Here is an 18,344-nt window from a genome sequence, read left to right on the forward strand (position 1 = left end):
ACCTTTCGCCAACCTTTCAGTTTTTTTTCACTGTTTTTTGGGCTTCACAGCACGTTTACCGCCTGTAAACTCCGCGCCAAGAAGGACTTGAGTCCCTACAAAAACAATGAGGTAAACCCGATGCGTGTTCTTTTGGTCGAGGATCAATTGCAGTTGGCCGAGAGCGTGGCTCAAGCCCTGAAAAGCACGGGCTTGACCGTGGATGTCCTGCACGATGGGGTGACTGCTGATCTGGCGCTGAGCAGTGAAGAGTATGCGGTGGCCATTCTGGATGTAGGCCTGCCGCGCATGGATGGTTTTGAGGTGCTGGCACGTTTGCGCAGTCGTGGCAAAACCTTGCCGGTGTTGATGCTGACGGCGCGCAGTGACGTCAAGGATCGGGTTCATGGGCTCAATCTTGGGGCTGATGATTATTTGGCCAAGCCGTTTGAGCTGACTGAGCTCGAAGCACGGGTCAAGGCCTTGTTACGCCGCAGCGTGCTAGGCGGCGAGCGGCAGCAGCGCTGCGGCGCGCTGGTCTATGACCTTGAAACCCGACGCTTCTCTTTGGGAGGCGAACTGCTGACCCTTACCTCGCGTGAACAGGCGGTGCTGGAAGCTTTAATTGCGCGGCCTGGACGGGTCATGAGCAAGGAGCAACTGGCGGCTCAAGTGTTTGGCCTGGACGAGGAGGCGAGCGCTGACGCTATTGAGATCTACGTGCACCGTCTGCGCAAAAAACTCGATGGTCAGGCGGTTGCAATTGTGACTTTTCGGGGGTTGGGCTACTTGCTGGAAAGCCGTGATGTTTAAGGTCGACAGCTTGCGCTGGGGGCTGCTGTGGAACCTGACGCTGTTGCTGGTGGTACTGATGCTGGCCAGTGGTTTAAGCGCATATTTCAACGGTCGCGAAGCGGCAGACACCGCCTATGATCGAACGTTGCTGGCCTCTGCCCGCACCATCGCAGCGGGCTTGTCGCAACGTGATGGCAGTTTGAGTGCTGACGTCCCTTACGTCGCACTTGATACCTTTGCCTACGACAGTGCCGGCCGCATCTACTACCAGGTCAACGATATTCACCAGCGGCTGATTTCCGGTTATGAGCACTTGCCCGCGCCGCCTCCCGGCACCCCGCGCACCGATGATTACCCGGCCTTGGCGCGCTTTTACAACGGTGAATACCTGGGGCAGAACGTGCGCGTGGTGAGCCTGCTCAAAGCCGTGAGCGAGCCCAACATGAATGGCATGGCTGAAATTCGCGTGGCAGAAACCGATGAAGCACGCGTGGCCATGGCGCGCAGTTTGATGGCCGACACATTGCTGCGTTTGGGCATGCTCGGGCTGGGCGCATTACTGGTCGTATGGTTTGCCGTCAGCGCCGCGCTGAGACCCTTGGAACGTTTACGCACTGCTGTTGAGGAGCGTGAACCAGACGATTTGCGGCCTTTGCCGCTGGTGCCGGTGCAGCGTGAATTGAGACCGTTGGTGCAGGCGCTCAATCACTTTACCGAGCGCTTGCGTGGACAGTTTGAGCGCCAGGCGCAGTTTATCGCCGACGCGGCCCATGAACTGCGCACGCCGCTGGCGGTGCTCAAGGCCCGGCTTGAGCTAGGGGGGCGTTCCGATAACCCGCAGACCTTGCGTCATACACTGGAGCAAGCGGGCCAGGACACCGATCGGCTGACGCATTTGGCGAACCAGCTATTGTCACTGGCGCGTATTGAAAACGGCGCTCGCGCCATTGCTGAAGGCGGTGCGCAATTACTCGACCTCAGCCAATTGGCGCGAGACCTTGGTATGGCCATGGCGCCATTGGCGCATTATCGAGGGGTGGCGTTGGCGCTGGAGGCTGATCACCCGGTGTGGCTGCGAGGAGAACCGACTTTGCTCAATGAATTGTTGAGCAACCTGATAGACAACGCTTTGGCGCACACGCCGGTGGGCGGCAATGTGATTTTGCGAGTGACCTCTGCGGCGGTGCTGGAAGTTGAAGACGACGGACCGGGTATTCCGTATGAAGACCGCGAGCGTGTCTTTGAGCGTTTTTATCGGCGCAACCAACAGGTGGCGGGTTCGGGGTTGGGGTTGGCGATCGTCGGCGAGATCTGCCGCGCGCATCTGGCGCATATCAGCCTGCATGATGGCGCCCAGGGTGGGTTGAAAGTGCGGGTGAGCTTTGTGCCGGCCAGCGGCAATCGTGCGGTGTAAACCTGCAGGCGCGATTTTAAAACGCAAGAGATCGCAGCCTTCGCCAGTTCCCACGCGAGTATGGCCACGGGAAAAAAGGTCGGCTGTCAGGCCGTCAGTGTTTGATTTTGATCTGGGTTTTGATCTAAAAGGCCCCCCTTAAACCACGCTGGCCGAACATGCTGGGCGTTAAATAAACATCCCGCGGGCATCGTCCAGCTCTTGCCGAAGCTTTTCGCAGTCCGCATCCAGCCGCAGCCGATTGAAGGCCGGGAGGGCGTTCAGTTCTTGGCTCAGGATCGAGGCGTTGCGCTGATGACAGAACACGGTGGCGATTTGCACCAGGTCGATGTAATCAAAGGCTTTGGATTCTCGGGTGAAATCCAGGTATTGGCCGGGTAGCTTGAGCAGCATTTCCGGGAACTCCCAGACCGCGAGCAACTTGTCGCCAATCAGCGGGTGAATGCGTTCGATCACGTGGTTCAACGACACCGGGTCCGAGAGCAGTTCATTGTGTTCCTCGGCATAGGTCAGGATCGGCAACACGCCAATTTGATGCACCAGCCCCCCGAGTGCGGCCTGGTCGGGTTTGAGCGAGGTGTAGCGACGGCACAAGGTGTAGCAAATACCGGCCACTTCCAGGCTTTGGCGCCACACGTCACGCATTTTGTTTTCGACGACTTCCGAGCGGGCATGGAAAATCTGTTCCATGACCAAGCCAATGGCCAGATTACTGCTGTAATTGACGCCCAGCCGGGTAATGGCCGTGTGCAAGTCGGTGACTTCGTAGAGCGCACGCAGGAGCGGGCTGTTAACGACTTTGATCAGTCGTGCTGCCAGCGCCGTATCGCGACCGATGACTTTACTCAGATTACTGACGCTGATCTCAGGGTTTTCTGCTGCCTTGCGGATGTTTAACGCCACTTCCGGTAGCGTGGGCAAAACCAGGTCATCTCGATCGATGGCCTTTACCAAGTCCATTTGGACTTTGTGCGCCAGCATACTCATTGTTGTTCTCTAGGGTGGCAATTAGCGCTGGATCTCACGATCACGGTCTAGCTGATAAGGCAGATCAAGCAGCAAAAGCTCAGGACCCTGCACATCACCCACATGAATGTCTCCCGCTTCGGCCGCCTCAGCGGTTAATACGCCAAGCAATTCAATGCTGTCTTGCGCTTGAGCGGCAATGACAACTTCGCCCACGGAACTGTTGTGCGTCGGGGAAAACAGCGGTGTTCCAGGTTCTGGCACAGCGTTGTTCGCCCCAAGCGACAGACGGTAGAGACGGCGTTTGAGTTTGCCGAGGTATTGCATGCGCGCCACGATTTCTTGCCCGGTGTAGCAGCCTTTTTTGAAGCTGACACCGCCCACAGCTTGCAGATTGAGCATTTGCGGGATGAATAACTCGCGAGTCTGGGGCATGACCTGGCCGATACCGGCGCGTATCTGGCCAAGAAGCCATTGATTGAGATCGGCTTCAACCAGTTGCGCCTGCAAGTGCTGGCGCAGGGCGTCGGTTTGTTCAACCGGGGCCCACAGTTCGGCACGTCCTTCAGAAACCCGAATGGCAATAAGGCCATTGGCACGGGCCACGCTGTCGGTGTCGGCTGGCAGCGGGATGCCCAGATTTTCCAGTACCGCGTCGGCCTGGTTCAGGCCAAAGCGCACCCAATTGGCGCTGTCATCAGTCAGTTTGGACTTGGAGAACACCGCGTATTTTTTCAGGTCAGCCAATTGCGGCTCAACCAGTTCGCGTGCCATGGCCAGAAAGCAGCCCTGGGGTTCGAGGACGATACGGAAGCTGGACTGCATCCGGCCTTTTTGCGTGCAACGCGCACCCAGGCTTGAGCGCGTGTCGCTCAAATAGTTGAGGTTGCAGGTTAATTGCCCCTGCAGGAACTTGCTGGCGTCGTTGCCGATAACAGCGAGAACGCCTTCGTGAGACAGGGTGCAGAAAAAAGCAGAGTCGGCCATGAGTCATCGCAGGTTATAAAGTCTGGGGCACATCATAGAGGGGTGACCTGTAAATGGGTAGTTCGCAAAGGATCAACACACAGCGACCAAAGCCGACTGTTCTATAACGGATCGGTCTGTATACTTGCGCTCTATTTGAGGAGCGCTCCATGGTCGAAGATGTTGAACTCAATCGTCTCTACTGGCACAGCCGGCGCGGCATGCTTGAGCTGGATGTACTGCTGGTGCCGTTCGTCAGGGAGGTTTACCCGCACCTTAATGACGTTGATCGCGAGTGCTACCGCAAACTGCTTGAGTGTGAAGACCAGGACATGTTCGGCTGGTTCATGGAGCGTGCCGAGTCTGAAGACCCGGAGCTGCAGCGCATGGTCCGCATGATTCTGGACCGTGTACAACCCAAGTAATTATTTTGAATGCCGCTGGCAGGCCTCAGGCCGATTGCTGGCGGCATATCTTGCAGCCCAATCGCTGGCGATGATCTCAATCTGCCTTCTTTCGCTGCCTGAGTGGGCCCGCCTGCTCGGGGTTTTGTTGTGCATGGTGCATGGGTTTTGGGTGCTGCCGCGACACATTCGGTTGACCCATGCGAGTGCATTTACCGGTCTGCGATACAGTGCCGAGGGCTGGCAATTATGGAGCCGTGCCAAGGGCTGGCAGGCCGTGCAACTGCACCGCGACAGCTTGGCGCTGCCGTTCATGGTACTGGTGCGTTTCAGGCTGCGGGGCGAGCGCGGGGTGAGGTCAGTGTGCATCCCCGGCGACGCGATGGCGCCGGATCAACATCGGCGCCTGCGTGTGCGGCTCAAGTTCAGTCGACGTAGGTGGTTGGCACCAGAATAGTGTCCAGCGCTTCGGGCAGCATGTCCGGGTAGTCAAGGGTGTAATGCAAACCTCGTGACTCTTTTCTCTCCATCGCGCTGCGGATCATCAGCTCAGCCACTTGGGCCAGGTTGCGCAACTCGATCAGGTCGCGGCTGACCTTATAGTTGCTGTAGAACTCATCGATTTCATCCAGCAGCAGACGGACGCGGTGTTGTGCGCGTTGCAGGCGCTTGTTGGTGCGCACGATACCCACGTAGTCCCACATAAAACGCCGCAGTTCATCCCAGTTGTGGGCGATGATCACGTCTTCATCCGAATCCGTCACCTGGCTGGCATCCCAGCTAGGCAGGGCGTCGGGGATCTCGATCTGATCCAGTTGGGTCAAGATGTCGGTGGCAGCAGAGCGGGCATACACGAAGCATTCCAGCAATGAGTTGCTGGCCATGCGGTTGGCCCCGTGCAGGCCGGTAAAGCTGGTTTCACCGATCGCGTACAGTCCGGGGACGTCCGTTCGGCCGTGCACGTCGACCAGTACGCCGCCGCAGGTGTAGTGCGCAGCCGGCACGACCGGGATCGCTTGCTTGGTGATGTCGATGGAGAATTCCAGGCAGCGCTCATAGACCGTTGGGAAGTGGGTCTTGATGAACGTGTCGGACTCATGACTGATGTCCAGGTACACGCAATCGATGCCCAGACGCTTCATCTCATGGTCGATGGCACGCGCCACAATGTCTCGCGGGGCCAGTTCGCCGCGTGGGTCAAAGCGGTGCATGAAGCGCTCGCCATTGGGCAGCTTGAGGTGTGCACCTTCGCCACGCAGGGCTTCGGTGATCAAAAAGCTCTTGGCCTGTGGGTGATACAGGCAAGTTGGGTGAAACTGATTGAACTCCAGGTTCGCGACGCGACACCCCGAACGCCAGGCCATGGCAATGCCATCACCGCAGGCACCGTCGGGGTTACTGGTGTAGAGGTACACCTTGGCGGCACCGCCCGAGGCCAGAACCGTAAAGCGCGAACCGAAGGTGTCGACTTCGCCCGTCGTGCGGTCAAGCACGTAGGCGCCGAGGCAGCGATCGCCTTCCAGGCCCAGGCGGCGTTCGGTAATCAGATCAACGGCAACCCGTTGTTCGAGCAACTCGATGTTCGGGCGCTTTCGGGCTTGTTCGAGCAGGGTTGTGAAGATGGCCGCGCCAGTGGCGTCGGCGGCATGAATGATGCGGCGATGGCTGTGGCCGCCTTCACGGGTCAGGTGAAATTCAAAACCTGGGTGCTCTGGGTCAGCGGGTTCATCTCGGGTGAAGGGTACACCCTGGTCAATTAACCACTGGATGGCTTCGCGACTGTGTTCAACCGTGAAGCGTACGGCGTCTTCGTGACACAGGCCGCCTCCGGCATTGAGTGTGTCCTCGACGTGGGACTGCACCGTGTCGGTGTCATCCAGCACTGCAGCGACGCCACCCTGGGCCCAAAACGTCGAGCCATTGGCCAGATTGCCCTTGCTCAGCACTGCAATACGCAGGTGGCCAGGCAGCGTGAGCGCCAGGCTCAAACCGGCAGCACCGCTGCCAATCACCAGCACATCATGTTGAAAATGTCGGCTCATTCTTCTTATGTCCGCAAAAAAAGCGCCCTCTAGTATATAGAGGGGGGGATCGGCACAATAGCCGGGCCTTTGTGGCATCGGGAAATTACAGCGGGCGAGAAGTGTGCCTCAGACTTGAGCTGTCTGCATGCCGATTTGCAGAATAAATAAGCGAATCAGGGCCTGTTCTCAGCGTCGAGTCGAGGCGCGAAGCGTATTTTTTGATGTGCCGGGTGTTAAATCCGATATGGCATTTTGGAACTTTTCCAATAGGCCAGGGTTCCATATAGGGTTGCCCATCATAAAGGGGAGTCGCGTCAGTTCTATGCGGGGTGGCTGTTGCGGCCTCGGCAGGTGAATTTGTCGACAAGATTATTGACGCAGCCGGGCAGGCCCGAGCTGCGTTTTCGTGCGTGCCAAATCCGAGTGCGCAGGAAACTTGCCAGGGGGGAGAGAACTTTTGTGTAAAGCCCGAGTCTATGTTTGCAAGCCTGATCAATTAGCAAAGCGCTCTTCCTCCCGGTCTTATGAGGAGTATTCATGCTAACCCAGGAAGAGGATCAGCAGCTGGTCGAGCGCGTACAGCGCGGTGACAAGCGTGCGTTCGATCTGCTAGTGCTGAAATACCAGCACAAAATTCTCGGGTTGATCGTGCGTTTCGTGCACGACACCCATGAAGCCCAAGATGTTGCGCAAGAGGCCTTTATCAAGGCATATCGAGCACTTGGCAATTTTCGTGGTGACAGTGCGTTTTATACGTGGCTGTACCGTATCGCCATTAACACGGCGAAAAACTATTTGGTGTCACGCGGTCGTCGTCCACCCGATAGTGATGTGAGTTCTGAAGATGCTGAGTTTTATGATGGTGATCACGGGCTTAAAGATCTGGAATCGCCGGAGCGCGCCTTGCTCCGCGACGAGATCGAAGGCACGGTTCACCGCACCATTCAGCTTCTGCCAGAAGATTTACGTACGGCATTAACTTTGCGTGAATTTGATGGTCTGAGTTACGAAGACATTGCGAGCGTCATGCAATGTCCGGTAGGTACCGTGCGCTCCCGGATTTTCCGCGCTCGGGAGGCCATCGATAAAGCCCTGCAGCCCTTGTTGCAGGAAAACTGAGACAGCGGCGACAGCCAAGAGAGGAACCGCCATGAGTCGTGAAGCCCTGCAGGAATCGCTGTCCGCAGTGATGGATAACGAAGCGGACGAACTGGAATTACGTCGGGTATTGAATGCCTTTGACGACCCACAAACACGTGACACCTGGTCGCGTTATCAAGTTGCCCGTGCAGTGATGCACAAGGACTTGCTGATGCCGCGCCTGGACATCGCCTCGGCTGTGTCGGCCGCGTTGGCCGAAGAACAGGCCCCGGCCAAAGGGGTTCGTGGCCCTTGGCGCAACATAGGCCGTCTGGCAGTTGCCGCCTCGGTGACCGTAGCGGTGCTGGCGGGTGTCAGACTGTACAACCAGGATGACATCGTCGGTGCCCAGCTTGCCCAGCAAAGCGGCCAGCCGAGCCTGAGTGCTCCGATGGTTAAAGGCCCGGCTGTTCTGGCCAACTACACCGAAAATACAGAGCATGGCACTGGGCCTATGGCTAACGGAGTGCTGCAAGGTCAACCTGGTTGGCAAGATCAGCGTTTGCCGGGCTACCTGCGCCAACATGCTGAGCAAGCGGCCTTGAAGGGTGCTGAAAGTCCTCTGCCATATGCACGTGCTGCCAGCCTGGAAAATCGTTAAGGACCATCATGCGCGTCCTACCTCTGTTACCGCTTTTGCTCAGTGGCTGGTTTGCTGTACCCGCGCAGGCTGATGACGCCCAAGACTGGCTTAAACGGCTTGGGCAAGCCGATCAACAGCAAAGTTATCAGGGCACCTTCATTTACGAGCGCAATGGGAGCTTTTCGACCCATGGCATCTGGCACCGTGTAAAAGACGGGAAGGTTCGTGAACGGCTGATCCAACTCGATGGCGCTGCTTATGAGGTGGTTCGTGCCGATGGACGCACGGAATGTGTCTCTGGCAAATTTATCTCCGGTCTTGGAGATGTCGCAGACCCCGCTGCGCGACAACTGAATCTTCAGCGACTGGATGACTGGTATTCCGTGACCCGCACCGGTGACTCACGGGTAGCAGGTCGCCCGGTAGTGGTGATCGCACTGACGCCGCGCGACCAGCATCGTTATGGCGTCGAACTGTATCTGGACCGTGAAACCGGCTTGCCCTTGAAATCATTGCTACTCAATGACAAAGGCCAGCTGCTGGAGCGCTTTCAGTTCACCCATCTGGAATTAACGCCCCCTGATGACAGCCAGCTCAAGCCCAGCGGGCAATGCCGGTCTGTTGCCATGGTTGACGATGCTTTGCCCTCGATTAAACCTGCACATGCGTGGCATTCCGACTGGCTGCCCCCGGGTTTTGAGTTGCTCAGCAGTACCGTGCGTCGCGATCCGAAGACCAAGTCAGAAGTTACCAGCCTCATGTATGACGATGGCCTGACCCGGTTTTCTGTGTTTCTTGAGCCCTTGAAAGGTGCCGCTGTTCCCGATATGCGGTTGCAGCTTGGCCCGACCGTTGCCGTCTCAAGGCATCTCACCACGCCCGACGGAGACATCATGGCGACGGTTGTCGGCGAAATACCGATGGGTACCGCCGAGCGTATTGCCCTCTCAATACGAGCAGGGCAGGCCGAAACCCCGTCTCAGGCCAAACCTTAGTGGAACGCCGAAATGAGCAGTGACCCTATCCATGTGCACTGTGTTTCATCTTTTAATCTAGGTCAGTGCCCTTCGGGCGCTGGCCTTGTTTGTTTTCCGGGTCCTGAAAATACGGTCTATGCTGGCTTTAGTTTTTTTGGATCTGGTGCCTACCCCTGCTGCTATTAACGGGAGCTGTAAATCAATGCCTCGATTGAAATCTTACTTACCCATTTTTGCTGCGGTGATGATGCTCGGGCAGGCAGTACCGGCCCTGGCTGAAGCACAGCTACCGGACTTCACGCAATTGGTCGAGCAAGCCTCGCCCGCTGTTGTGAATATCAGTACTACGCAAAAGCTGCCGGACCGCAGAGTCTCGAGCATGCAAATGCCTGATCTGGAAGGCCTGCCACCGGGTCTGCGTGATTTCTTTGAACGCAGCATGCCGCCAGGCATTGGCGGTGGTGGTCAAGGCGGACGCCAACGCGAGGCCCAGTCTTTGGGGTCGGGCTTCATCATCTCGCCGGACGGCTACATCCTGACCAACAATCATGTGGTTGCGGATGCGGATGAAATCATCGTGCGTCTGTCTGACCGCAGCGAAATGAAAGCCAAGCTGGTGGGCACTGACCCGCGTTCCGATGTGGCGTTGTTGAAAATTGAAGGCAAAAACCTGCCGGTTCTGAAACTGGGCAAGTCCCAGGACCTCAAGGCCGGTCAATGGGTCGTTGCGATCGGCTCCCCGTTCGGCTTTGACCACACGGTGACCCAAGGCATCATCAGCGCCATCGGCCGCAGCCTGCCGAATGAAAGCTATGTACCGTTCATCCAGACTGACGTGCCGATCAATCCAGGAAACTCGGGTGGTCCACTGTTCAATTTGGCGGGTGAAGTCGTGGGCATCAACTCGCAGATTTACACCCGCTCCGGTGGCTTCATGGGCGTGTCCTTCGCGATTCCTATTGATGTCGCGATGGATGTTTCCAATCAGCTCAAGACTGGCGGTAAAGTGAGTCGTGGCTGGTTGGGCGTGGTGATTCAAGAGGTCAACAAAGACCTGGCTGAATCATTCGGGTTGGATAAACCTGCCGGTGCTCTGGTTGCTCAAGTTCTGGATAACGGCCCGGCTGCCAAAGGCGGCCTGCAAGTGGGTGACGTGATCCTGAGCATGAACGGTCAACCGATCATCATGTCGGCAGACCTACCGCACTTGGTGGGTGCTCTCAAGGCGGGTAGCAAAGCGACTCTTGAAGTGATTCGCAACGGCAAGCGCCAAACGCTGGACCTGACTGTGGGTGCGATCCCGGATGAAGGCAAAGAGCTGGCGGGCACTACCGGTGCTGAGCAAAGCAGCAACCGTCTGGGCGTGTCCGTGGCGGACTTGAGCGATGAGCAGAAGAAGGCCAACGACATCAAGGGTGGCGTGATCATCAAAGACGTACAGGACGGTCCTGCGGCATTGATCGGTCTGCAACCTGGCGACGTGATTACTCACCTCAACAACCAGGCGATTTCCGATGCCAAGCAATTCACTGAAATTGCCAAGGCATTGCCGAAAAATCGTTCTGTGTCGATGCGTGTACTGCGCCAAGGTCGTGCCAGCTTCATTACCTTCAAGCTGGCCGAGTAAGGGGTTAACTCTGACCTGTGTGAGCGGCATGACCTAGTGGTCAGAGGTAGCAAGTGGCTTGCATCGACAGCAAGCTCGCTCCCACAGGAAATTTGAGGTAAGTCCGAACCTTTAAAAAAGCCCGTATCGAGCGATACGGGCTTTTTTTATTTCTTCTGCTTGGGGATCCGCACCAATTGACTGCTTGAGTACAGGTCGTGCCACGTGCGGTTCTGTTTATCGAACACCGCCCAGATAAACCCCAGCCCTAAACACAGCCACGAACCAATCGACACCATAAACCGCAGCAGCGCTTGCCACAGGCTGATGGCTGTACCGTCAGCGTTTTGTACCCGTACGCCCCATACCTGCATGCCCAGGGTTTGGCCGTTGTGGGTCCAGAACTTGGCAAAGAATGCGAAGAGCACGAAGAACAAAATGGTTGAAAGCAACGGATCACCGTCCAGTGCTCCGGCCTCTGACAGCGCGCGCATTTTGGCCTCGCCGATAAAGCCCATCATGATCAGCTTGTAGATAAAAGTGGTGACGATCAGTAGGGCAGTACACAGCAGGAAATCATAGAACATGGCTGCCAGGCGGCGCCCCAGGCCAACGGCGGGAAAGTCGCCTTGAGGGCTAAGTGGTTGTTTCGACATGGCAGGGTCTCGTGAAGGAAAAACCCATAGTACGAAATTACGCCCATAAAAAAGCCTCTGATGTCAGCATCAGAGGCTTTTGTGCAGCAGAGGCTTAAGCTTCAGCTTGAACTTCGTCAGCCTGCATGCCTTTTTGGCCTTGAACAGCGATGAAGGTTACTTTCTGGCCTTCTTTCAAGCTTTTGAAACCGTTGCCCTGAATGGCACGGAAGTGCACAAACAGATCCGGACCGCTTTCCGGAGTGATGAAACCAAAACCTTTTTCATCGTTAAACCACTTAACGGTACCGCTCTGACGTTGAGACATTTCTTAATTCCTTGACGCTAACAATTAATGACAGCCCCTTTGTATTGAAAGAGGACTGGTGCTGGGTTGCAGGAAAGTAAGAGACGCAGAACGGGTTGTAGCAATCATAGAGCTACTGCCCAGGTCACGATTCCAGCGACCCATGCAAACACAGTGCTCGAACTCTACGAAACTAGGATTGAAAAAACAAGCCCCTTAAATAAACACCTTATAACCCCACTGTAGTTCGTTTAAACGAATGAGAACGGTAGGGGGCGCTGGCTTCGCGACCGTGTTTAAAGATCAAAAGATCCCTGGGCAAGCTCGCTACTAAAGTGGAGTGTGTTCAGACTTAAAGAAAGTTTAGTCATAGAGATGTTCAATTGTTTTCGTGTTTTAAATGAGGCTTTCACTATCGAAAATTCGCACTGTTTTGTAGCAGTTGTATGCACACAAGTAACACGGGCATACAACTGTATATACGGATAGCGACAGATCTGACGCTTATCCTCGGTAATAACGTTGCGCTACAAATGGCATCTTCGAGACTTTCATCGGTACAGTTTTACCACGCACTATCGCCCAGACTTCGCTGTCTACCGCTGTATGTTCGGTGTCCAGGTAAGCCATTGCCAGGGGGGCGCCGAGTGTCGGGCCAAAGCCGCCGCTGCACACGCGACCGATGACCTTGCCGTCTTTATCAACCACTTCTGCGCCTTCACGCACGGGGGTGCGTTCTTGGGGCAGCAGGCCGACCCGTTTTTGTGCAACACCGTTTTGCTGCTGGGCAAAAATCTGTTCGGCACCGGGAAAACCACCAGCACGCGGGCCATCGGCGCGACGCGATTTGGAGATGGCCCACAACAGCCCGGCTTCAATAGGTGTGGTTTTTTCGTTCATGTCATGCCCGTACAGGCACAAGCCTGCCTCAAGCCGCAATGAATCGCGTGCGCCCAAACCAATGGCCTGAACTTCTGGTTCTGCCAACAGGTGGCGTGCCAAGGCTTCAGCGCTTGCTGCAGGCACCGAGATTTCAAAGCCGTCTTCGCCGGTATAACCCGAGCGGCTGACATAGCAGTCAACGCCCAGCAAGGTGACCGGGGCAAACTGCATAAAGGTCATCTTTGCCACTTCTGGCGCCAGACGTTGCAATACAGCCACCGCCGCCGGGCCTTGCAGCGCCAACAGAGCGCGCTCTTCAAACAATGGCTGGATGTCGCAATGGGCGCTCACGTGCTGACGCAGATGTGCCAGGTCTTGATCCTTGCAGGCCGCATTGACCACCAGGAACAGTTGGTCATTGCCCAGATTAGCCACCATCAGGTCATCGAGAATGCCACCTTGCTCATTGGTGAACATGGCATAACGCTGCATGCCCACCGGCAGGTCGATGATGTCCACGGGGACCAGGGCTTCCAGTGCTGTGGCCGCATCGGTGCCGGTCAGGAGGATTTGCCCCATGTGCGACACATCGAACAAACCGGCCTGTTCACGGGTGTGTTGATGCTCTTTCATGACGCCCAATGGGTATTGAACGGGCATGTCATAGCCTGCAAACGGCACCATGCGGGCGCCGAGTTCAAGGTGCAGTGCGTGCAGCGGGGTTTTAAGCAAGTGTTCGGTGGACATTCGTGACTCCTTGAAAATCAGCACTCAATAATGTTGACAGCCAGACCGCCGCGAGCGGTCTCTTTGTATTTGCTTTTCATGTCGGCGCCGGTCTGGCGCATGGTGCGAATCACCTTGTCGAGCGAGACAAAGTGTTGGCCGTCACCGCGCAAGGCCATGCGCACAGCATTAATGGCTTTGACTGAACCCATGGCATTTCGCTCGATGCACGGCACTTGCACCAGTCCGCCAATCGGGTCGCAGGTGAGGCCCAGGTTATGTTCCATGCCAATCTCAGCGGCGTTTTCGACCTGCTGCACACTGCCGCCCAGCACCTCGCACAACGCGCCAGCGGCCATGGAGCAGGCCACGCCGACCTCGCCCTGGCAGCCGACTTCAGCGCCAGAAATTGAAGCGTTCTCTTTGTACAAAATGCCGATGGCGGCCGCCGTCAGCAAAAACCGCACCACACCATCTTCGTTGGCGCCGCCGATAAAGCGCATGTAGTAATGCAGCACGGCCGGAATAATCCCCGCCGCGCCGTTGGTGGGAGCCGTGACCACGCGCCCGCCATTGGCGTTTTCTTCATTGACCGCCAACGCATACAGATTCACCCAGTCGAGCACGGACAACGCATCGCGCAGCGCGGCCTCTGGGTTTGCACACAGTTGACGGTGCAGCGCGGCCGCCCGGCGTTTCACTTTCAAACCTCCGGGTAAAATCCCCTCATTGCGACAGCCCGCACTCACGCAGTCCTGCATGACCTGCCAGATGTGCAGCAAACCACTGCGGGTTTCGGCTTCGGGGCGCCAGGCACTTTCATTGGCCAGCATCACCTGGCTGATCGACAGGTTGTGCGTGACGCAATGGCGCAGCAGATCCTTGGCGTTTTTGAACGGGTACTTCAGGACGGTGCTGTCTTCGACAATGCGGTCGGCGCCCGCGGCGCCTTCATCCACCACAAAACCACCGCCTACCGAGTAATACTCGCGGCTACGGATCTGAATGCCGGCCGCATCCAGGGCCCGAAAAATCATGCCGTTGGGGTGAAAGGGCAGGGGTTTGCGAATCATCGCGAGGTGCAGTTTTTCGTTGAATTCGATGGGATGTTCGCCCAGCAGGTTCAAACGCCCGCTGCTGCGAATGGCAGCCAGACGTTCGGCCACGGCTTGGGTGTCAACGGTGTCCGGGTGTTCGCCTTCAAGCCCCAACAACACGGCCTTGTCGCTGCCGTGACCCTTGCCGGTGGCGCCGAGGGAGCCGTAAAGCTCTACTTTTACGCAGGCCGTGCTATGCAGCAGATCATCACGACGCAAGCCTTCGACAAAACGCGCGGCAGCGCGCATGGGGCCGACGGTATGAGAACTGGAGGGGCCGATGCCAATCTTGAACAGGTCGAACACGCTTAACGACATAGGGTTCTCCGGTTTCTTTTAGGTGTATTGGCAAAACATTGTCTAGCCGCTGCCGCAGGCTGCGATGAGTTGCAGCGACCCTGCTTTTGACAGAAAAGCGAAGGTCCTGCGGCCCTTTTCGCAGCCCGCGGCAGCGGCTACAGGTTTTGTGTCAAGCCTCCTGATAGCTCTCGATCGACGGGCACGCGCAGATCAGGTTGCGGTCGCCGAACACGTTGTCGACACGGCCAACCGGCGGCCAGTATTTGCCTTCGATCAAGGACGCCACCGGGTACACCGCTTGTTCACGGCTGTAGGGGTGAGTCCACTCGCCAACCATTTCGGCTGCTGTGTGCGGGGCGTTTTTCAGCGGGTTGTCTTCTTTGTCGAGGCTACCGTTTTCGACCGCGCGAATCTCTTCGCGGATGCGGATCATGGCTTCACAGAAACGGTCCAGTTCTTCCTTGGACTCACTTTCTGTCGGCTCGATCATCAACGTACCTGCCACCGGGAACGACATGGTCGGGGCGTGGAAGCCAAAGTCGATCAAGCGCTTGGCCACGTCATCAACGCTGATGCCGCTGCTCTCCTTGAGCGGGCGCAGGTCGAGAATGCATTCGTGCGCCACCAGGCCGTTGGCGCCCGAGTACAGCACCGGGTAGTGCTCTTCGAGACGTCGGGCGATGTAGTTGGCGTTCAGAATGGCCAGTTGCGAAGCACGTTTGAGGCCTTCGCCGCCCATCATGCGGATGTACATCCAGGTGATCGGCAGAATGCTCGCACTGCCAAACGGTGCTGCGCAGACCGCGCCCTCTTTGCGCTCCATGGTGCCGTGACCCGGCAGGAAAGGCGTGAGGTGCGACTTGACGCCAATCGGGCCAACGCCCGGGCCGCCACCGCCATGTGGGATGCAGAAGGTTTTGTGCAGGTTGAGGTGCGATACGTCGCCGCCGAACTTGCCCGGAGCGCACAAGCCGACCATGGCGTTCATGTTGGCGCCGTCGATGTACACTTGGCCGCCGTTGTCATGAATGATGCCGCAGATTTCGCGGATGCCTTCTTCGAACACGCCGTGGGTCGACGGGTAAGTGATCATCAGGGCCGCGAGGTGGTCGCGGTGCTCGATGGCTTTGGCGCGCAGGTCTTCAATGTCGACGTTGCCGCGTGCATCACAGGCGGTCACCACCACGCGCATGCCCGCCATGTTGGCAGTGGCCGGGTTGGTGCCGTGCGCTGAGGATGGGATCAGGCAGATGTCGCGGCGCTCATCGCCACGACTCTGGTGATAGGCGCGAATGGCCAGCAAGCCTGCGTATTCACCTTGTGAGCCGGCGTTGGGTTGCAACGAGATGGCGTCGTAACCGGTGGCCGCACAGAGCATGGCTTCCAGTTCGTTGGTCAGTTGCTGATAGCCCAGGCTCTGCTCAGCGGGTGCAAACGGGTGCAGGTTGCCGAACTCGGCCCAGGTCACCGGGATCATTTCGCTGGCGGCGTTGAGCTTCATGGTGCACGAGCCTAGCGGGATCATGGTGCGGTCCAGCGCCAGATCCTTGTCGGCCAGGCGGCGCAGGTAACGCATCAGCTCGGTTTCGGAGTGATAACGGTTGAACACCGGGTGGGTCAGAATCGGCGATTGGCGCAGCAATGCAGCGGGTAAGGTGCCTTTAACCGATTGAGCCAGCGCGTCAAAATCAGGCAGTGCCTGGCCGTCAGCGGCGAGCAGCGTCCATAGAGCGATCACGTCGCACTGGCTGCTGGTTTCGTCCAGCGACAGGCCCAGACGCTCGCTGTCGACCACGCGCAGGTTGATCTGCTGAGCATGCGCCTTGGCGTGCAGGGCGGCCGTCTGGCTGCCGGTGTTCAGCGTTAAAGTGTCGAAGAACTGGCTTTGCTCAACCTTTAAACCCAGCGCCGTCAGGCCTTGCGCCAGAATCGCAGTCAACTGATGAATGCGCTGAGCGATCTGCGTCAGGCCTTTAGGGCCGTGGTACACGGCGTACATGCTGGCGATGTTGGCCAGCAGCACTTGGGCGGTGCAGATGTTGCTGGTGGCCTTCTCGCGGCGGATATGTTGCTCGCGGGTTTGCATGGCCAGGCGCAGTGCAGGCTGGCCGTGACGGTCGACCGAGACACCGACCAGGCGCCCCGGCATGTCACGCTTAAACGCGTCGCGGGTAGAGAAATAAGCCGCGTGTGGACCGCCGAAACCCAATGGCACGCCAAAACGCTGGGCGCTGCCGATGGCCACGTCGGCGCCGAATTCACCCGGCGGGGTCAGCAAAGTCAGGGCCAGCAAATCAGCCGCTACAGCCACCAGTGCATTAGCCGCGTGGAAGCGCGCTACCTGTTCGCGGTAGTCGAACACATCGCCATTGCTGGCCGGGTATTGCAGCAGTGCGCCAAAGAATGTCGAAACATCGCTCAATTCGCGCTCATCACCGACTACCACTTCAATCCCCAGCGGCTCGGCGCGGGTGCGCAGCACGTCGAGGGTTTGCGGGTGGCAGTGGCTGGAGGCGAAGAAACTGTTGCTGGTTTTGTTCTTGCTCAGGCGTTTGCAGAAGGTCATGGCTTCGGCAGCGGCGGTGGCCTCGTCGAGCAGTGACGCGTTGGCAATCGGCAGGCCGGTCAGGTCGCTGATCAGCGTCTGGAAATTGAGCAGGGATTCGAGACGGCCTTGCGAAATTTCTGGTTGGTACGGCGTGTAAGCGGTGTACCAGGCCGGGTTTTCCAGCAGGTTGCGCAAGATCGGCGAAGGCGTGTGGCAGTTGTAATAGCCTTGACCGATATAGGTTTTACACAGCTGGTTTTTGGCGGCGATGGCCTTGATCGAAGCCAGTGCATCGGCTTCGCTTTGGCCAGCAGGCAGGTTCAGAACGCTGGTGCCTTTGATGCTTTCCGGGATCACGCTGGCGCTGAGGGCTTCAAGTGATTCAAAACCAAGCGTGGCGAGCATGGCGTGCTCGTCGGCCTGGCGCGGGCCAATGTGGCGCGCGATGAATTCATTGGCGGTGCTGAGATTGATAGTCATGGCGGATTCCTCAGGCTTCGGCGTTGGCTTTGATCAGGCGGTCGTACGCGTCCTGATTCAGCAGCGCGTCGACCGCATTTGCATCAGCAGGCTTGAAGCGGAAGAACCAGCCTTCCCCCAGCGGGTCTTCGTTGACCAGTTCCGGGCTGCTGTCGAGCGCGGGATTCACTTCGAGCACTTCGCCATCCAGCGGCATGTACACGCCGCTGGCGGCCTTGACTGACTCAACAGTGGCGGCTTCTGCACCTTTGGCGTAAGCCTGCAACTCAGGCAGTTGAACAAACACCACATCGCCCAAAGCGTTTTGCGCAAAAGCAGTAATGCCCACGGTCACGCTGCCATCGGCTTCGGCACGCAGCCATTCGTGGTCTTCAGTAAAACGCAATTCGCTCATCGAAACTCCTCAGGCCCAGACGTGTCTGGTGGTCACAGGTGTAATGCTCGTGCAAGTCGAGCTACTCGATGACTTCACTGCAAAATGGCTGCCACTTTAGTAAAAGTCTTATTTATCAGGT

17 protein-coding genes are annotated in these 18,344 nt (G+C 57.4%); 8 read left to right on the forward strand and 9 right to left on the reverse strand.

The annotated features are described in order from the left end of the window. The first annotated feature begins 120 nt into the window (after positions 1–120). On the forward strand, positions 121–792 hold the full coding sequence (locus ACIQYF_RS10200) for a response regulator (protein WP_402860403.1): 672 nt from the start codon (positions 121–123) through the stop codon (positions 790–792). After that, complete coding sequence (locus ACIQYF_RS10205) at positions 785–2,188, forward strand: sensor histidine kinase N-terminal domain-containing protein (RefSeq protein WP_402860406.1); 1,404 nt, start codon at positions 785–787, stop codon at positions 2,186–2,188. Before ACIQYF_RS10200 ends, ACIQYF_RS10205 begins: the two co-directional genes overlap by 8 nt. Positions 2,189–2,356: 168 nt before the next feature. Here ACIQYF_RS10205 and ACIQYF_RS10210 read toward each other — a convergent pair whose 3' ends face one another. Both ACIQYF_RS10210 and ACIQYF_RS10215 read right to left on the reverse strand, forming a co-directional pair. Beyond that, positions 2,357–3,175: an HDOD domain-containing protein gene (locus ACIQYF_RS10210; RefSeq protein ID WP_402860408.1), complete on the reverse strand. Its 819-nt coding sequence runs from the start codon at positions 3,173–3,175 to the stop codon at positions 2,357–2,359. Positions 3,176–3,196: 21 nt separating this feature from the next. Then, positions 3,197–4,141: a YgfZ/GcvT domain-containing protein gene (locus tag ACIQYF_RS10215; RefSeq protein WP_402860411.1), complete on the reverse strand. Its 945-nt coding sequence runs from the start codon at positions 4,139–4,141 to the stop codon at positions 3,197–3,199. A gap of 149 nt (positions 4,142–4,290) precedes the next feature. On the opposite strand from ACIQYF_RS10215, the gene ACIQYF_RS10220 reads away from it, so the two are divergent. Both ACIQYF_RS10220 and ACIQYF_RS10225 read left to right on the forward strand, forming a co-directional pair. After that, entirely contained in the window at positions 4,291–4,545 is a 255-nt protein-coding gene (locus ACIQYF_RS10220; protein ID WP_402860414.1) for a succinate dehydrogenase assembly factor 2, read from the forward strand. After that, positions 4,529–4,981 (forward strand): protein YgfX, encoded by a 453-nt coding sequence (locus ACIQYF_RS10225; RefSeq protein WP_402860417.1) that lies wholly within the window; start codon positions 4,529–4,531, stop codon positions 4,979–4,981. Before ACIQYF_RS10220 ends, ACIQYF_RS10225 begins: the two co-directional genes overlap by 17 nt. On the opposite strand, the gene nadB is transcribed toward ACIQYF_RS10225, so the two are convergent. Then, positions 4,950–6,566 carry an L-aspartate oxidase gene (nadB, locus tag ACIQYF_RS10230; protein WP_402860420.1) on the reverse strand — a complete coding sequence of 539 codons (1,617 nt, stop codon included), beginning with the start codon at positions 6,564–6,566 and terminating at the stop codon, positions 4,950–4,952. The genes ACIQYF_RS10225 and nadB overlap by 32 nt on opposite strands. A gap of 519 nt (positions 6,567–7,085) precedes the next feature. On the opposite strand from nadB, the gene rpoE reads away from it, so the two are divergent. From rpoE to ACIQYF_RS10250, 4 genes are all read left to right on the forward strand, one after another. After that, positions 7,086–7,667 carry an RNA polymerase sigma factor RpoE gene (gene rpoE / locus ACIQYF_RS10235; protein ID WP_019411405.1) on the forward strand — a complete coding sequence of 194 codons (582 nt, stop codon included), beginning with the start codon at positions 7,086–7,088 and terminating at the stop codon, positions 7,665–7,667. A 31-nt stretch (positions 7,668–7,698) separates the two neighbouring features. Beyond that, complete coding sequence (locus ACIQYF_RS10240) at positions 7,699–8,289, forward strand: sigma-E factor negative regulatory protein (RefSeq protein WP_402860424.1); 591 nt, start codon at positions 7,699–7,701, stop codon at positions 8,287–8,289. Between the two features lie 8 nt (positions 8,290–8,297). Continuing rightward, complete coding sequence (locus ACIQYF_RS10245) at positions 8,298–9,266, forward strand: MucB/RseB C-terminal domain-containing protein (RefSeq protein ID WP_402860427.1); 969 nt, start codon at positions 8,298–8,300, stop codon at positions 9,264–9,266. Between the two features lie 184 nt (positions 9,267–9,450). Continuing rightward, entirely contained in the window at positions 9,451–10,875 is a 1,425-nt protein-coding gene (locus ACIQYF_RS10250) for a DegQ family serine endoprotease (protein WP_402860430.1), read from the forward strand. A gap of 146 nt (positions 10,876–11,021) precedes the next feature. On the opposite strand, the gene ACIQYF_RS10255 is transcribed toward ACIQYF_RS10250, so the two are convergent. The 6 genes from ACIQYF_RS10255 to gcvH all read right to left on the reverse strand — a co-directional run bounded on the left by ACIQYF_RS10255 (position 11,022) and on the right by gcvH (position 18,223). Continuing rightward, a complete protein-coding gene (locus ACIQYF_RS10255; RefSeq protein WP_402860433.1) occupies positions 11,022–11,510 on the reverse strand; it encodes an RDD family protein in 489 nt (162 codons plus the stop codon). 94 nt (positions 11,511–11,604) lie between these two features. Then, positions 11,605–11,817 carry a cold-shock protein gene (locus ACIQYF_RS10260; protein ID WP_007977299.1) on the reverse strand — a complete coding sequence of 71 codons (213 nt, stop codon included), beginning with the start codon at positions 11,815–11,817 and terminating at the stop codon, positions 11,605–11,607. A 483-nt stretch (positions 11,818–12,300) separates the two neighbouring features. Continuing rightward, entirely contained in the window at positions 12,301–13,425 is a 1,125-nt protein-coding gene (gcvT, locus tag ACIQYF_RS10265; RefSeq protein ID WP_402860436.1) for a glycine cleavage system aminomethyltransferase GcvT, read from the reverse strand. Positions 13,426–13,442: 17 nt separating this feature from the next. Further along, entirely contained in the window at positions 13,443–14,819 is a 1,377-nt protein-coding gene (locus ACIQYF_RS10270; RefSeq protein WP_402860439.1) for an L-serine ammonia-lyase, read from the reverse strand. Positions 14,820–14,970: 151 nt separating this feature from the next. Beyond that, on the reverse strand, positions 14,971–17,829 hold the full coding sequence (gcvP, locus tag ACIQYF_RS10275) for an aminomethyl-transferring glycine dehydrogenase (RefSeq protein WP_402860442.1): 2,859 nt from the start codon (positions 17,827–17,829) through the stop codon (positions 14,971–14,973). Positions 17,830–17,839: 10 nt separating this feature from the next. Further along, positions 17,840–18,223 (reverse strand): glycine cleavage system protein GcvH, encoded by a 384-nt coding sequence (gene gcvH / locus ACIQYF_RS10280; protein WP_402860445.1) that lies wholly within the window; start codon positions 18,221–18,223, stop codon positions 17,840–17,842. Between the last annotated feature and the right edge of the window lie 121 nt (positions 18,224–18,344).

Source organism: Pseudomonas sp. NPDC096917, from assembly GCF_044762555.1.
In the GTDB taxonomy this organism is placed as follows: Bacteria; Pseudomonadota; Gammaproteobacteria; order Pseudomonadales; family Pseudomonadaceae; genus Aquipseudomonas.

What these genes read in the sequence shown, in the direction of transcription:
- ACIQYF_RS10245 (WP_402860427.1), top strand. Translation starts at nt 8,298, where the DNA reads ATGCGCGTCCTACCTCTGTTACCGCTTTTGCTCAGTGGCTGGTTTGCT.
- nadB (WP_402860420.1), bottom strand. Translation starts at nt 6,566, where the DNA reads ATGAGCCGACATTTTCAACATGATGTGCTGGTGATTGGCAGCGGTGCT.
- ACIQYF_RS10220 (WP_402860414.1), top strand. Translation starts at nt 4,291, where the DNA reads ATGGTCGAAGATGTTGAACTCAATCGTCTCTACTGGCACAGCCGGCGC.
- gcvT (WP_402860436.1), bottom strand. Translation starts at nt 13,425, where the DNA reads ATGTCCACCGAACACTTGCTTAAAACCCCGCTGCACGCACTGCACCTT.
- ACIQYF_RS10270 (WP_402860439.1), bottom strand. Translation starts at nt 14,819, where the DNA reads ATGTCGTTAAGCGTGTTCGACCTGTTCAAGATTGGCATCGGCCCCTCC.
- ACIQYF_RS10200 (WP_402860403.1), top strand. Translation starts at nt 121, where the DNA reads ATGCGTGTTCTTTTGGTCGAGGATCAATTGCAGTTGGCCGAGAGCGTG.
- ACIQYF_RS10260 (WP_007977299.1), bottom strand. Translation starts at nt 11,817, where the DNA reads ATGTCTCAACGTCAGAGCGGTACCGTTAAGTGGTTTAACGATGAAAAA.
- ACIQYF_RS10255 (WP_402860433.1), bottom strand. Translation starts at nt 11,510, where the DNA reads ATGTCGAAACAACCACTTAGCCCTCAAGGCGACTTTCCCGCCGTTGGC.
- ACIQYF_RS10210 (WP_402860408.1), bottom strand. Translation starts at nt 3,175, where the DNA reads ATGAGTATGCTGGCGCACAAAGTCCAAATGGACTTGGTAAAGGCCATC.
- gcvH (WP_402860445.1), bottom strand. Translation starts at nt 18,223, where the DNA reads ATGAGCGAATTGCGTTTTACTGAAGACCACGAATGGCTGCGTGCCGAA.
- gcvP (WP_402860442.1), bottom strand. Translation starts at nt 17,829, where the DNA reads ATGACTATCAATCTCAGCACCGCCAATGAATTCATCGCGCGCCACATT.
- ACIQYF_RS10240 (WP_402860424.1), top strand. Translation starts at nt 7,699, where the DNA reads ATGAGTCGTGAAGCCCTGCAGGAATCGCTGTCCGCAGTGATGGATAAC.
- ACIQYF_RS10205 (WP_402860406.1), top strand. Translation starts at nt 785, where the DNA reads ATGTTTAAGGTCGACAGCTTGCGCTGGGGGCTGCTGTGGAACCTGACG.
- ACIQYF_RS10250 (WP_402860430.1), top strand. Translation starts at nt 9,451, where the DNA reads ATGCCTCGATTGAAATCTTACTTACCCATTTTTGCTGCGGTGATGATG.
- rpoE (WP_019411405.1), top strand. Translation starts at nt 7,086, where the DNA reads ATGCTAACCCAGGAAGAGGATCAGCAGCTGGTCGAGCGCGTACAGCGC.
- ACIQYF_RS10215 (WP_402860411.1), bottom strand. Translation starts at nt 4,141, where the DNA reads ATGGCCGACTCTGCTTTTTTCTGCACCCTGTCTCACGAAGGCGTTCTC.